Source organism: Campylobacter sp. CNRCH_2014_2849 (assembly GCF_025772845.1).
Taxonomy (GTDB): Bacteria; Campylobacterota; Campylobacteria; order Campylobacterales; family Campylobacteraceae; genus Campylobacter_D; species Campylobacter_D lari_D.
The window spans coordinates 24052-37753 of sequence record NZ_JAKMSW010000007.1 but is presented as its reverse complement, the minus strand read 5'-3'; the positions used below and the strand labels follow the sequence as shown (position 1 = coordinate 37753).

Annotated in this window: 18 protein-coding genes; 5 read left to right on the top strand and 13 right to left on the bottom strand. The window is 27.4% G+C overall.

Annotated features, from left to right (window positions below; genetic code table 11):
* Window positions 1–20 precede the first annotated feature (20 nt).
* Window positions 21–1088 (bottom strand): tyrosine-type recombinase/integrase, encoded by a 1068-nt coding sequence (locus tag L8X33_RS05925; protein ID WP_263670225.1) that lies wholly within the window; start codon window positions 1086–1088, stop codon window positions 21–23.
* Window positions 1088–1771: an aspartate/glutamate racemase family protein gene (locus L8X33_RS05920; RefSeq protein WP_263670224.1), complete on the bottom strand. Its 684-nt coding sequence runs from the start codon at window positions 1769–1771 to the stop codon at window positions 1088–1090. The genes L8X33_RS05925 and L8X33_RS05920 overlap by 1 nt, the downstream gene beginning before the upstream one ends.
* 93 nt (window positions 1772–1864) lie before the next feature.
* Here L8X33_RS05920 and L8X33_RS05915 point away from each other — a divergent pair, with 93 nt between their 5' ends.
* On the top strand, window positions 1865–2065 hold the full coding sequence (locus L8X33_RS05915) for a molybdenum cofactor biosynthesis protein (protein ID WP_263670223.1): 201 nt from the start codon (window positions 1865–1867) through the stop codon (window positions 2063–2065).
* A 421-nt stretch (window positions 2066–2486) separates the two neighbouring features.
* On the opposite strand, the gene L8X33_RS05910 is transcribed toward L8X33_RS05915, so the two are convergent.
* Both L8X33_RS05910 and L8X33_RS05905 read right to left on the bottom strand, forming a co-directional pair.
* A complete protein-coding gene (locus L8X33_RS05910) occupies window positions 2487–2978 on the bottom strand; it encodes a SixA phosphatase family protein (protein ID WP_133318916.1) in 492 nt (163 codons plus the stop codon).
* Window positions 2975–3505 carry a rhomboid family intramembrane serine protease gene (locus L8X33_RS05905; protein ID WP_133318917.1) on the bottom strand — a complete coding sequence of 177 codons (531 nt, stop codon included), beginning with the start codon at window positions 3503–3505 and terminating at the stop codon, window positions 2975–2977. Before L8X33_RS05905 ends, L8X33_RS05910 begins: the two co-directional genes overlap by 4 nt.
* 113 nt (window positions 3506–3618) lie before the next feature.
* Between L8X33_RS05905 and L8X33_RS05900 the strand changes: the two genes are divergently transcribed.
* Window positions 3619–4029 (top strand): PepSY-like domain-containing protein, encoded by a 411-nt coding sequence (locus L8X33_RS05900; RefSeq protein WP_133318918.1) that lies wholly within the window; start codon window positions 3619–3621, stop codon window positions 4027–4029.
* Between the two features lie 294 nt (window positions 4030–4323).
* Here the strand turns inward: L8X33_RS05900 and ybeY are convergent, their stop codons facing one another.
* Window positions 4324–4734: an rRNA maturation RNase YbeY gene (gene ybeY / locus L8X33_RS05895; RefSeq protein WP_220566256.1), complete on the bottom strand. Its 411-nt coding sequence runs from the start codon at window positions 4732–4734 to the stop codon at window positions 4324–4326.
* A 53-nt stretch (window positions 4735–4787) separates the two neighbouring features.
* Here ybeY and queC point away from each other — a divergent pair, with 53 nt between their 5' ends.
* Entirely contained in the window at window positions 4788–5453 is a 666-nt protein-coding gene (gene queC, locus L8X33_RS05890) for a 7-cyano-7-deazaguanine synthase QueC (RefSeq protein ID WP_133318920.1), read from the top strand.
* A gap of 62 nt (window positions 5454–5515) precedes the next feature.
* The gene (locus L8X33_RS05885) at window positions 5516–6088 is read left to right on the top strand and encodes a YceI family protein (RefSeq protein WP_263666556.1); all 573 of its coding nucleotides are present in this window, start codon (window positions 5516–5518) and stop codon (window positions 6086–6088) included.
* Between the two features lie 41 nt (window positions 6089–6129).
* Here L8X33_RS05885 and L8X33_RS05880 read toward each other — a convergent pair whose 3' ends face one another.
* The 6 genes from L8X33_RS05880 to mobB all read right to left on the bottom strand — a co-directional run bounded on the left by L8X33_RS05880 (window position 6130) and on the right by mobB (window position 11307).
* Window positions 6130–6873 (bottom strand): substrate-binding domain-containing protein, encoded by a 744-nt coding sequence (locus L8X33_RS05880; RefSeq protein ID WP_263661339.1) that lies wholly within the window; start codon window positions 6871–6873, stop codon window positions 6130–6132.
* A gap of 61 nt (window positions 6874–6934) precedes the next feature.
* Window positions 6935–7876, bottom strand: a complete 942-nt coding sequence (locus L8X33_RS05875; protein WP_263670222.1) for a hypothetical protein — start codon at window positions 7874–7876, stop codon at window positions 6935–6937.
* Window positions 7877–9763, bottom strand: coding sequence for a methionine--tRNA ligase (metG, locus tag L8X33_RS05870; RefSeq protein ID WP_263670221.1), 1887 nt, complete (start codon window positions 9761–9763; stop codon window positions 7877–7879). It lies immediately after the preceding gene.
* Window positions 9764–9775: 12 nt separating this feature from the next.
* Window positions 9776–9970: a hypothetical protein gene (locus tag L8X33_RS05865; protein WP_133318925.1), complete on the bottom strand. Its 195-nt coding sequence runs from the start codon at window positions 9968–9970 to the stop codon at window positions 9776–9778.
* Window positions 9970–10818, bottom strand: a complete 849-nt coding sequence (locus tag L8X33_RS05860) for a class 1 fructose-bisphosphatase (protein ID WP_263670220.1) — start codon at window positions 10816–10818, stop codon at window positions 9970–9972. Before L8X33_RS05860 ends, L8X33_RS05865 begins: the two co-directional genes overlap by 1 nt.
* A gap of 9 nt (window positions 10819–10827) precedes the next feature.
* Window positions 10828–11307 carry a molybdopterin-guanine dinucleotide biosynthesis protein B gene (mobB, locus tag L8X33_RS05855; RefSeq protein WP_220566249.1) on the bottom strand — a complete coding sequence of 160 codons (480 nt, stop codon included), beginning with the start codon at window positions 11305–11307 and terminating at the stop codon, window positions 10828–10830.
* Window positions 11308–11394: 87 nt separating this feature from the next.
* On the opposite strand from mobB, the gene L8X33_RS05850 reads away from it, so the two are divergent.
* The gene (locus tag L8X33_RS05850; RefSeq protein WP_263670219.1) at window positions 11395–11889 is read left to right on the top strand and encodes a hypothetical protein; all 495 of its coding nucleotides are present in this window, start codon (window positions 11395–11397) and stop codon (window positions 11887–11889) included.
* Here L8X33_RS05850 and L8X33_RS05845 read toward each other — a convergent pair.
* Complete coding sequence (locus L8X33_RS05845; RefSeq protein ID WP_263670218.1) at window positions 11777–13414, bottom strand: lytic transglycosylase domain-containing protein; 1638 nt, start codon at window positions 13412–13414, stop codon at window positions 11777–11779. The two genes, L8X33_RS05850 and L8X33_RS05845, sit on opposite strands and share 113 nt — an antisense overlap.
* On the bottom strand, window positions 13415–13702 hold the full coding sequence (locus tag L8X33_RS05840; protein ID WP_012661430.1) for a YggT family protein: 288 nt from the start codon (window positions 13700–13702) through the stop codon (window positions 13415–13417).

Below are 13702 nucleotides of genomic sequence, written 5' to 3'. Positions count from 1 at the left end.
AAAATACTAGATAAAACTATCTAGGTTCTATCGTGAAGTTTTTTGGCTACCTCTGCAGCTAATTTTAGCTTTTCATTATCAAAGTGCGTATAAATTCTTGAAGTATTTAAACTCGCATGCCCTAGTGCTTCTTGGACTAAAACTAAATCTTTTTGTTTTTTATAAAGCAGGGTAGCAAAAGTATGTCTTAGCATATGGGCTCCATTTTTTTGCTTGCGAATTCCTGCTTTAAATAAAATTTGTTCTACTATACGCGAAACATAAGCTTGGGTTAGGGCTTTGCCATTGCGATTGACAAATAAAAGTCCATCATAAGAAAGATAATTTACCCTTACATCTTTTAAAAGATGTTCTATAAGCTCTTTTTTAATCATCACAACGCGGTATTTATTACCTTTAGCTCTAATGCGTATAATATAAAGATCATTTTCTTCGCTAATATCTTTTAATTTTATATTAATAGCTTCACTAACCCTAATTCCTGTAAAAATGATGATTTTAACAATCAAGCGATTGCGTATGGTATTACTTTTAAAATCTGTATTATCAATAGCATCTAAAAATTTACTCACTTCATCTTCACTCATATACTCAGGTAGCTTAACTCCCTTAGAACCACTTATACCAGCCCAATTTTTAAGGTTGATATCAAAAATATGTGCTTTTTGATCTTCTTCATTTTGTTTATCTAAAAATGCAAAAAAATTAATCACAGCTATGCGGTAGTTTTTCTTACTCGCATCAGACAAAGAAGCACTAATACTTGCTAAAATTTCTACTAAAAGCTCTTCATCGATTTGTTTTAGTGAATAAAGCTTATAAAATAACAAATACTCATAAAGTTTTTTCAAAGGATTAAAATATGTATTTACACCGCTAAGTCCTGCATTTCTTGCTTTTTTTACATAAGCATCAAGCTCTTGTATATTTTTAACACCCTTACTTAAGGCTAAATTTACTACAGCTAAAGCTTGGGGGTCTTTTAATTCTTTATTTGATAAAGAATTTAGTTTAAATTTCACATATCTACAAAGCCAAAATAAAAATGACTTTTCAAAATTTTCTTCACAATCTAGAGGATATTTCATCACTCATTCTCCAAAGCTTTCAAAGTAGCCATTTTAGCATGGATATAAGCACTATCAAATAGCTTTTTAGAGCTTTCTTTTATAATCAAACCAAGTTCAGTACAACCCAAAATCACTCCTTGAACCTCCGAAAATTGAGCAATCAAATGACATAAATATCTTTTTGATTTTTCATTTATAATACCTTTGCAAAGTTCATTAAAAATAATGTCATTAAGCTTTAAAATATCATCATTTTTGGGAATAAAAACTTCAATCTTTGAGTTAATTAAAAGTTGTTTATAAAAATCTTCTTGCATAGTGTATTTTGTCCCCAATAACAACACTTTATCGATATTTTGCTCTTGAAGTTCTAAAAGCATAGCTTTAGCTATATGTAAGATAGGAATTTGAATGTTTTTTTGTATATTTTCATAACATTTATGCATAGTATTAGTGCAAATTAATATAAAATCAACTCCACTTTTTTGCAAAAGTAGGGCATGTTGGGTTAAAATTTCACTTGCTTTTTGCCAATCATTCTTTCGTTGGCATTCTTCTATTTCTTCAAAATCAACACTAGTTAAAACTATCTTTGCACTATGTAATTTTCCTAATTTTTCATTTGTTAGTTTATTGATTATTTCATAATAACTAAGTGTGCTTTCATAACTCATTCCACCTATTAAACCTATGGTTTTCAATTTTTTTCCTTTTAAAATTAATATAAAAATTATAAAAAAATCTTACTTAAAAAATATCAAGCTATAATTATAAAAACAAAATAGGGTGATAATATGTTTTTTAAGAAAAAAACCGCGCAAAAGCAAGTAAAACAAAACAATATTTCAAAACAAGATAATACTTTAAATAATGACTTTGCACAAGAAAAAAGGCTTTATGAATTTAGAGAAAATATGAAAAAACTTAGCAAAGATGAAAATAGTGCTAAACTTTTAGCAAAACAACTTTCAAGATTAATCCAAAAATCCAAATAAAACCAAAAATTTCATACAAGCTAAACTTTTATATTTATTTTCCTTTTTACTCATCATTTTAGCTTTTTTAGTCTATAAAAATATTTTAACTTAAACTTAATATATATGTAAAATTATATGATAAATAGTAAAATCTTGAAATTATATATATTTTGTATTGAAAACTATAATTTTCAAACTTTTATATTTATCTGTTTATACATAAATAAAATATATTTAAAAATACTTATAATATAGTATTTTAAAGCATTTTATTTTTTGGATGAAAATAATTTATCCATAAAAAAATAAGTATAATTTTTTGAAAAATATTATAAGTTATTTTATGCAGCTATAAAAGACTAAAGATGTATATTTTTCATTTCAACTAAATTTTAGTTTATATTTTTGCTTAAATAAATTTGAAGTTTAAAAATGTAGATTAGTTATTTTCTTGACTTTTAGGATAATCAAAAAACACAACTTCCCCGCTGTGTTCTTTTATATCTTTAAATTCTTTTATATCAAATTGCATACATAAAATAGCAGAAGTTGGAAAGTTTTCTAAGTCTATATGAGCTAGATACTCACAAAGTTCTTGCAATAAAGGATTGTGCATAATTAGCACTACCCTACTCTCTTTTGATTCTTTTATAAAATTTAACACATCCTTTAAATTACCATCATAAAAGCTTTTTTCTATCTTGATATCTTTTTCTTTTAAAGAAAAGCTTTTACAGAGTTTTTGTGCTGTTTTTATACAGCGCTTAGCAGGACTTGAGATAATGCTTTGGGCTTTAAATTCTAAATCCTTAATCCTATAAATCATAGTTTTTAAATCATCTTTTCCACTAGAACTAAGTTCTCGTTGTAAATCTTGATCGTAATTTTCTTTTTGAGCTTTAGCATGACGAATAAAATAGATATATTTCATCTTATAACCTTAAATTTACCCAAAGCATATCCACATATAAAGCCAAAAATATGTGCATACCAAGCTATATTAACACCCATAAAAATAGGCACAAAACTCATTAATAATATAGCCACGATAAGTCCTTTGGTGGCGGTTTTATCCAAATATGCATAATACCCCATTAAAACACATATAGCACCACTTGCACCCACTACATTTACAAAACTACCATCAAAACTTAAATACACATAAAAAGCACTAAGCAAAGAGCAAAGAATTCCACCGATTAAATAAAGCAGGGCAAATTTAAAACTTTTTAAGTATTTTTCAAGCATAGAACCAAATTGAAAAAGCACTATCATATTTAAAATCAAATGAGGCCAATTTCCATGCATAAATATTGAGCTTAAAATTTGCCAGTAAAATCCTTGAAAAAAAAATAAATTTAAACCCAAAATAGTATCTAAATTTAAAGAACCAAAATAAAGATAATTTACAAAAATAAATACAATAACATTAAAAGCGATTAAAAATGAAGCTACCATTGCCCTACTTTGTATTTTTAATAATTATAACAAAAAGCTATTTAAATTCTAGCTTACACATAAAATTCACATTAATAAGATACAATATCGTCAAAAATACAATAAGGTTAAAAATGAAAAAACTAGCTTTAGCTTTTTTGATTAGTTTAAATACTCTTAATGCTGGTATAGTCATAGCACCTGATTCTTTGCCGGTAAATATCAAACAATTTATTAAAGATTACTTTAATGCAGAGATTGGTCTAGTAGAACAAGATGGATATTCTTACGAAATTTATTTAAGTGATGGAAGTGAAATTGAGTTTTCACTCAATGGAGAATTTAAAGAAGCTGAAAATTTCAGATCTTTAAATTATGCTATTTTGCCTTTAGCAATACAAAATACCATTAAAAATACCTATCCAAATGCAGCGATTATTGAAATAGAAAGAAAAATTTCATATTACAAAATAGAACTTAATAATCAAATGAAACTTTATATTGATGATAATGGGACTATTTTAAGACAAAAATTTGACGATTAAAATTGTTTAAGATCAAATAAGCAAGTTTTAAATTTTCTTCTAAAAAGGCTTTAACCCTTATCAAAACTTATAAAAATTTCAATTGCTCCGGCAGAATAAGGAGCTTTATCATAGGCTCCGTATTGATTTTCTCACCTTAAATATTGATTTTACTTTGTTTGGACAAAATCATAATTAGTACTACTCTTTGTCAAACTAGATAAACAAATATCAAATTTTTCCTAAAATATTTAGTATAAATGTATTTTCATTATAGGTATATAACTCACACATAAGCTAAAATTTTTTAAATATTTACTCCTCTTGCACTCTTACTATCAGGCTTTTTGGTAGCTTAAAATATTCAATCCATTCTTGTTCTTTTTGTCTCATTTGTCCTTGATCTACCTCATGATCATATCCTTGTAAATGAAGCATAGCATGTATAAAAAGTAATGCCATCTCTTCTTCATTACTGTGTTTATACTCCATTGCTTTTTTACTTACTTCATCTAAATTTATCACAATACTGCCAAGTAAATTTTCACAATTTTGTATCAAAGGAAAAGATAACACATCTGTAGTTTTATCTATACCTCTTTGACTAAAATTAATCTCACGCATAACTCTTTCATCTACCAAAACAAGCTCTATATTTTGATCGCTCATTTTCTGTGCTATTTTTTCAAGAAAAGAAATATCCATTTCTTCTTCACAAAAAATCATTATTATCCTTTTGATTTTATAATTTCAAAATTATATCAAAATTAAGGAAAAGCATGAAAAAAGCTCTTTGTATTATAAGTGGTGGTATGGATAGTACTTTATGTGCATATTTAGCTAAAAAAGAAGGATATGAGATCATTGCTTTACATTTTGACTATAACCAACGCACCATGCTTAAAGAAAGGGAATGTTTTAATAAAATTTGTGAAAAACTTAACATAAAAACAAAATATATTTTAGATGTGTCATTTATAGCAAATATTGGAGGAAACTCATTAACAGATTTAAATTTAGAAATTCCCAAAGAAAAACTACATGAAAAAGAAGTCCCAAACACCTATGTTCCTTTTAGAAATGGCATTTTTTTATCTATCGCAGGTGCTATAGCTGAAAAGGAAAATTGTGAAAGTATTTTTATAGGAGTGGTACAAGAAGATAGCAGTGGTTATCCTGATTGTAGTGCGAAATTTATACAAAAAGCTAATGAATTTATCAATGAAGGAACAACAAAAACTTGCAAAGTACAAATAAAAACCCCATTAGTTCATCTAAGTAAAGGACAAATAGTTGAATTAGCCCTAAAAGAAAAGGTAGCCTTAGAATATACTTGGTCTTGCTATGAAAGAGGAGATAAAGCTTGTGGTAAATGTGATAGTTGTTTATTAAGACTAAAAGGCTTTAAAGAGGCTAATGTAAAAGATTTTATAGAATATGTTTAAAAATTTACTTTCATTTTATTTTAGTTTGTATAATTTGCTTTTTTAAACATTAAGGAGAAAACATGAAAAAAATATTATTTGGTTCATTTTTAGCTGCTTCGATTTTGGCAAGTAGTGCTTTGAGTAAAGAATTTAGCTTAGATAAAGCACACACAAATGTAGCTTTTAAAATCAAACATTTACAAATTAGCAATGTAAATGGAAATTTTAAAGATTATGATGCAGTAATTGATTTTGATAGTGCTAAATTTGAATTTAACAAACTTCAAGCAAATATAAAAGTTGCTTCTATAAACACAGAAAATAAAGCAAGAGATGCACATTTACAACAAGATGATTTTTTTAAAGCAAAAACTCATCCAAACATTACTTTTACTATGAGTAAATATGAAAAAATCTCTAATGAAAAAGGTAAAATGTATGGCTCATTAAGCATTGCTGGAATAAGCAAAGATGTTGTTTTAGATACTGAAATTGGCGGTGTTATTAAAACAGATAGTGGTAAAGAAAAAGCAGGTTTTACTCTACAAGGACAAATTAAAAGAAGTGATTTCAAATTTGCTCCTGATACTTCTAGCTTAACACTTAGCGATGAAGTACAAATTAGCATCGAAGCAGAAATCAACGAAAAATAATATTATAAAAGCATTTTACTTTTTGTAAAATGCTTTGATTTTTATTTAGCTACCCAACCTTCTTTTTTCCAAATTTTTTGAGCTTCTTTACTTTGTGTAAATTTGATGAATTCAGCTACTTTTGGATTTTTTAAACCTTTTTGCGTTGGAACTATTTCAGCCGCTCTGTAAATGATTGAATTTTTATCCGCTAAAATAAATTTATTTTCTTTCTCTCCAACTGCTTTAATCCAATGTGTCCAAATGATTAAAGCATCGATTTTTTGATTATTTTTCCACTCATCAACCGCTGCTTTTGAATTTTTAGCATATACTTTAATGTTTTTTCTTAATTTTTCTAGGTTTTCAATTTTTCCTGTTTTTAAAGCCATATCCTCATATAAGCCAACCTGCCCTGCTCCATCAACCACCATAACATTAACACCATCTTTTAAAAGATCTTCAAATTTTTTAATTTTTTTTGGATTATTTGCTCTTACAATCATACCCGAGCCTCTAGCATTTAAAACTTGAACATCTTGTATTTTGATTTGTTTTGGCATTGCTTTAACAAAACCATCCATCATAGAAGTATTACCTGAATAAATAATATCAGCATCTGTTTTTGCTTTTTTTATCCATTTAGGTGTTGGTCCTGCATTAATAATAACTTTTTCTCCATGTTTTTCTTCAAATTGCTTAGCAAGCTCTTTCAAAACAGGAGCAGGACCACCTGGACCATAAACTAAAATTTCAGCATTTAATGCAGCTGCAGCAAATAAACTTAAAAATAAAAATTTTTTCATATTTTTTCCTTAAATTAATAAAATAAAATCGTAAATATATCTTTTTAAAGTTGATATTTTTTTAATCAAATAAACTAATTTTTTTCTCTTGTGCTAAAAAATACTCCAAAAACTCTTCTTCGCTTTCTTTGATTAGGCAATATTTAAAATCAAAAAAATTCTTTAATTCACTCAAATTTATATAAGAAAAATCACAAAATAATGAATTTTTTAATGCTATTTTGAAATCTTTAACGCCTTGGAGCTTTTGGCATATAAATTCAAAATCTTTTTCGTTTTCCACAAGTAAAATTACTCTAGAACTTCCACCAAAAACACAAATTTCATTTTTTGAGTTTAAAAAATATGCCTTAAAAAGATCTAACTTTTTTTCATTAAAATTAAAAGATAGATTTTGCTTTTCAGCAAAATCAATAAATCTAGCAAAAATATCTGCATAAAAAAATGCAAATTTTAAATCTTTAAAATACAAATTTTTACAAAGCAAACTTGTTTGAAATAAAGATTTAGAGCCTAAAATTTCGTATTTACATGCTTTTAAAGCATGAAAATTTGATTTAAGTTTTAAAATAAATTTTTCATCATCAGAGCAAAAGAAAGTTTTTTCTTTTGAATTTTTTAAAAGATCAAAATCTAATAAAATATTTGAATTTAAGACTTTAAAATTAAATGCCTTTGCAAATTTTAATTCTACATGATTGCAATATATAAATTCATAAGATTTTTCTTCACTTAAAAATCTAAAAAGTCTAAAAATAGTTGCTTCTAAATCATCAACTTGAAGATAAAACACATCTTTATCTTCAAGTTTTAATCTTTCCTCACTTACTATAACATAAGCACCAAGTTTTATAGCAAAGCTTGCTTGTTCATTATTTTTAGCAAAAAAAACACTTGCTTGTTTGACTTTGTTTAAATCTATACTAAAATCATAAACACTAGAAGTTGCTCCATAATTTAAAACTCGAGCATTAATAAGTTCGATAAAGTTAGAAATATTCATCTAGCCTATTAAAGCTCCATTTTCGATAAAGCCTTGCGGGCTTATCAAAACTAATTTTTCATCTTTTTGAGCACTTAAAATCATACCTTGGCTTTCATGACCAAAAATTTTAGCTTTTTTTAGATTTGTAATTACGCAAACTTGCTTGCCTATTAACTCACTAGCTTTATAAAATTTAGCAATACCTGAAAGCACTTGTCTTAGTTCGCCATTTTCAAGTTCAAGTTGAAATTTTAAAAGCTTTTCACTGCCTTCTATATTCTGACAATCTTTTACTAATGCTACTTTGATTTCGATTTTTCTAAAATCATCTATTTTAATTTGAGCTAAATTTGACTTCTCTTCTAATTTTTCTTCTTTTTTATTTTCTTGGGTTAATTCAACTTTTGGAAACAAAGCTTCACATGCACTTGATTTTAAATCACATAATTGATTATTTAAAATTAGTTTTTGATAATTTTCGTTTGATATTTCAAAATTTAAAGCCTTTGCAATTTTTAATGCTGTCTTTGGCATAGCAGCTGAAAGTAAAATAGTTGCTTTTGTTAAAATATTAGCACATAAAGCCACTAAAGCATTAGCTTTTTGCGTTTGATTATTTTTAATCAAATTCCAAGGCTCATATTTACTAATACTTAAATTTGCTAAAGATAAAGCCTTAAAAAGTTCCTCTAAATAGCGATTTGGCTGGATATTTTCCAAAGCATTGATTGCATTATCTAAATACTCTTTGCATTCATTTAATTCTTGATTAAAATACAAATTCACATCTTTACACTCAATAATATTTTGAGAATACTTAGCACTCATACCGATAATTCTATTTAATAAATTTCCAAGCTCATTGCTCAATTCTGCATTGATTCTAGTGATTAATGCTTTTTGCGAAAAATCTCCATCATTACCAAAAGGAACTTCTCTGAGTAAAAAATATCTAAAAGCCTCTAAACCAAAAGTATCTGCTACTTCTTTAGGCGCTACAACATTGCCTTTAGATTTGCTCATTTTTTCACCATCTTTAGTCCACCAACCATGTGCTGCTATAAATTTAGGTAAAGGAAGTTCTAAACTCATCAAAAACGCAGGCCAATACACTGCATGAAAACGCAAAATATCTTTGCCTACAAAGTGTATATGAGCAGGCCAAAGATCCATATTTTCATCATCAAGTCCATAGCCCAAAGCACTCACATAATTCATCAAAGCATCAAGCCAAACATACACCACATGTTTTTCATCATTTAGTTCTTTTGGAAGCTTTATACCCCATTCAAAACTCGTTCTTGTAATGGAAAGATCTTTTAAGCCACCTTCTACAAAATAAATCAACTCATTAGCCTTATTTTTAGGTAAAATCGGCTCTTTTTCTTTGTACCATTTAAGAATTTGATCTTGATATTTAGAAAGCTTGAAAAAATAACTTTCTTCTTTTAAAAGCTGTGTTTTCTTACCACAATCTGGACAATGACACTCATTTACAAGCTGAGTTTGGGTAAAATAACTCTCACAAGAAACACAATAAAAGCCTTCATAAGTGCCTTTGTAAATATCACCTTTATCATACATTTTTTTAAATGCTTTTTGAACGCTTAATTTGTGATTTTCATCCGTAGTTCTAATGAAATAATCATAAGAAATTCCAAACTCATCCCAAAGTTTTTTAAACTTAGCACTAATTTCATCTGCATATTCTTTAGGGGTAAAATTTCTAACGCTAGCAGCTTGCTCTATTTTTTGACCATGTTCATCTGTGCCTGTTAAAAAGAATGTTTTTTCTCCCTGTAAGCGATAAAATCTAGCCAAAGTATCTGCTATAATCGTAGTGTAAGCATGACCAATATGAGCCACATCATTTACATAATATATCGGGGTAGTAATATAACGCATTTTCAACCTTTATTAAAAATCAAATCCACCTTCTTTACCTTTAGACATACTCTTATAAACTGCTTCTATATACTCTTTTCTTAAAGAGCACTCAAAAATCATAGAGCAAGGTAAACAAGATTTTATTTTTTTTTCGTTTTGACAAGCTTGAAGTTCATTTTTTTTAACTTCTAAAGCCAACTCAAATTCATCTTTAACTTCAGCCATTAAAAACCTTTATAAGCTTGTTTTAGTTTTTCAATTTCATATTTAGAACCCAAAAAGCATGGCGTACTTGCATGAATTTTTTCAAATTCTAAATCAAGTAAAGAATTATTTTCTCCATTGGTAGAAAATCCTCCTGCTTTTTCAAAAATAAAAGCAAAAGGAAACACCTCAAAATATGCTCTTAATTTTCCATTTGGTGCATCGCTTGTTGCAGGATATGAAAACAACCCTCCACCTTTGAGTAAAATTTGGTGCAAATCACTCACCATAGCACCAGAATATCTCAAGCGATAACCCTCATCAAATAAAGCTTTTATAAAGGCTCTATGAGTATTTGACCAATTTTTTTGTGTCCCACCGCTTGCATTTAATTTGCCTTTTTCATTTAATCTCAAATCCTTAACAAAAACAAATTCATCTTTTTCATTTAATCTATAAAGCTTAGGAGTGTCTATACACACTATAAGCTCTAAACGCACGCCATAAATAGCATAAATTGCTGCTTTTAGATTTTTTGCACTAGCCTTTTGCTCATAAATAGCAAAAATAGAACCTATAGCAAAATTCACATCTACTAAAGAAGAACCATCTAAAGGATCATAAGCAACAACATATTTTTCATTTTCATTGATTAGCAATTGCTCTTGTTTTTCCTCGCTAATTAAGCTTTTTAAACCTTTGCTTTGCTTTAAAATTCTAGTGATAATCTCATCGCTTTTCACATCAAGTTTTAATTGATTATCTCCTGTGGCATTTTGAGAAGTGGTATAATCAAAATCTTTTAAATATCTAAGTTCTTTTGAAATTTCAATCACTGCTTTTTGTATATCGTCAATTAATTCTTGCATATTTTACCTCTATACTTTTTTTGAATTTTTTAATATAAAATCACAAATACTTTCCAAATCATCCAAATAAAGCCAAGTTAAATTTTTATTTTCAATTTTCTCATAGCTTGCAATAGCCTTAGAATAAGCAAAATAGCTCTCATCTACTTCTTTACAAAAAACGCTAATTCTTGGCATATCTAAGGTTTTTAAGCCCTCTATAAATAAAAAATCAAATTCTCCTAGTTTAGAAATAGCTTCATCTAAAGTACTTGGAGAATGTGTAAATAAAGTTGTCCTTGTGGGACTTAAAACCATTACATCAGCACCACTTTGAAAAAATTTAAAACTATCTTTTTTTGCTATATCAAAGCTTGCTTTATCTTTTGGATCATGTTTTATAATGCATACTTTATAATTTTGCTCCATAAAATACTTAGCAACTTGAGTAATCAAAGTCGTTTTACCTGAATTGGAAGGCCCGCTAAAAGCCATTGCTAATCTTTTCATAACTTCCTTAAATCAAATAAAATAAATGAAATTATATCTTTTTAAAAGTTAAAAGCTTATAATTATAAAAAAATTAGGAACAAAAATATGAAAAAAGTTTATATGATTGTTTTTTTAACACTTATTTTTACCGCATGCTCTAATAAAACCCAAGAGCAAAGTGAAATTAATTTAAAAAGTCAAACTCTGATGTATGCACAAAAAATTAATTTTAATTATAAAGATAATAGAGTAGTTGCTTTATTGAGCTATTTAAACCCTGTATTAGATGAAAAAAGTCAAAAAGAAGTTTTTGTACTTAGTTTTTTGCCAAATATCAACATCAAACAAGAGCAAATTTCAATACTCATAGATGGAGAAAAAACTAATATAAAAACCTTAGATCAAAATGATAAATTATTTAAATATATCATCAAAAGTGATTATGCAAGTTATTACAAAATCACTCTTGATGAATTAGTGCAAAAACCTATTTTAAAACTTGATTTGTGTTTTGAGAATCAGTGTTTTGAGTTAAAGTTTCAAAAAATTTCGAAATCGGTGTATTATCGTTCAGAAGATGCAAATAAACAACATAATTAGCTAAAACTTTCTTAGCATATACCCTGCTTTCTGCATAAGGAACAAGCTCCATTGATAAAAATGGCTCATATTTTCCCGCTCTAAACATATCTTCTCTTTTGAGCATTCTAGTGGTAAATCCTATACCTCCATTATAAGCATAAGCCACAAAAACCGGGGAATTAAGTTTAGATTCTAAATAATCTAAATGATGATTTGCAAAAGTATAAGCTGTTTTTGGTTCAAAAAGCATATCTTGATCAAAATTTGGAATTTGCAGTTCTTTATTGCCTATATGATTAGCTAAAAATGGAATAAATTGCATAATACCCAAAGCATAAGAAGTTGAAATGGCTGTTGGTATAAAACGACTTTCTTGTCTAGCTAAAGCTAAAATCATAGCTTTTCTTTGCGTAGAATAATCTTTTAAATATTCAAAATAAGGCATAATAAAATAATGTTTTTTAAAACCTTCGGCCCTTTCTTTAATATAGGCATAAATAGCGATATTTTCCTTGGTATAAAAATCTTTTGCAAGTTTTTCTAGCTCATTAGGAGTGCCTTTTGCAATTTCTTTTGCGAGCTTTTGCCAAGCAAAAGGATCTTTCATATCAAAATCATTTTTTTGTTTTTTTGGCTTTAATTCTTCTATTTTAGGTAAAGGCAAGCCTTTTAACTCTCTTGCATAAAGACTATAAATATTTAAAGAATCACTTTGAGCAAGCTCATCAATGTACTTTTTATCTTGAGTGATCAAATATAGCCAAAAATTTGCATTATCTACTAAAGGTTTGCTTTTAAAAGTATCTTTTGCTACTTGAAAAAATTCCAATGCTTTTTTATCGTCATTTTCTAAAATAGCATTTACACCTAGATAAAAAGCATTATCTTGAAAAGTTAAATTTGCATCTACATTGACTAGAGATTTTCTTATCAATGGACTTTTTTTCTTAATGATAATTTCTTTTACAAAATTTGTAAATTCTTTTTCTTTAGCTAATTCATTTACAAAATCTTTTTCTAAGAAAAAATCTTTTTTATCTTTTAAGAAATTATAGATTTTATAAAAATTAGCACTATCATAATTTAAAACCGCATAACTTAGAGGATCTTTAGCATCAAAAGCTTCTAAAAGTTTTGTTAAATTTGGATTATCCTGTGGGATATTTTTTTTCATCTCATTACGCACTGAAGCATTAAGATCTTGTATAAAAGTTAAACTATTTAATCTTATAAGCTGACAAGTAGCATTAGCATCTAAGATATTTTGCGTATTAAATTTATAACAAGCTTCATATTCTTTATTATACCCCAAAGGCGGAATAATAGCTTCAATGGCATTTTTAATACGCCCTGCATAACGATAAATATGTTCTTTTAAACCTTCAACTTCTTCTTTTTTAAATTCATTTTTTTCTAATAAACGATATAAATAATAATCCTTAGCTAAAGAATTTGGTCTTTGCTCTAATTCTTTATAAGAATACATCGCACTATTTGCAAAAACCACTCCAGCTAAAAGTAACACTACACTTTTTTTCAACACTTATAAACTTCCTAAAATTAAATTTGATAAAAATATTTGGATAAATTTTAATCCTAAAATAATAATCAAAGGTGCTAAATCAATACTCCCTATAGTAGTAGGAATAAACCTTCTTACAAAAGCATAAGCAGGATTAGTTAAACGATATAAAATTTGCACTATAGGATTATATGGATCAGGCCTTACCCAAGAAATCAATGCTGCAATGATTATAATCCATACATAAATTTCAATAACTAAAGAAAAAATTTGCACCAAAGATACAATCAAACTTGTTCCAACTCCCAT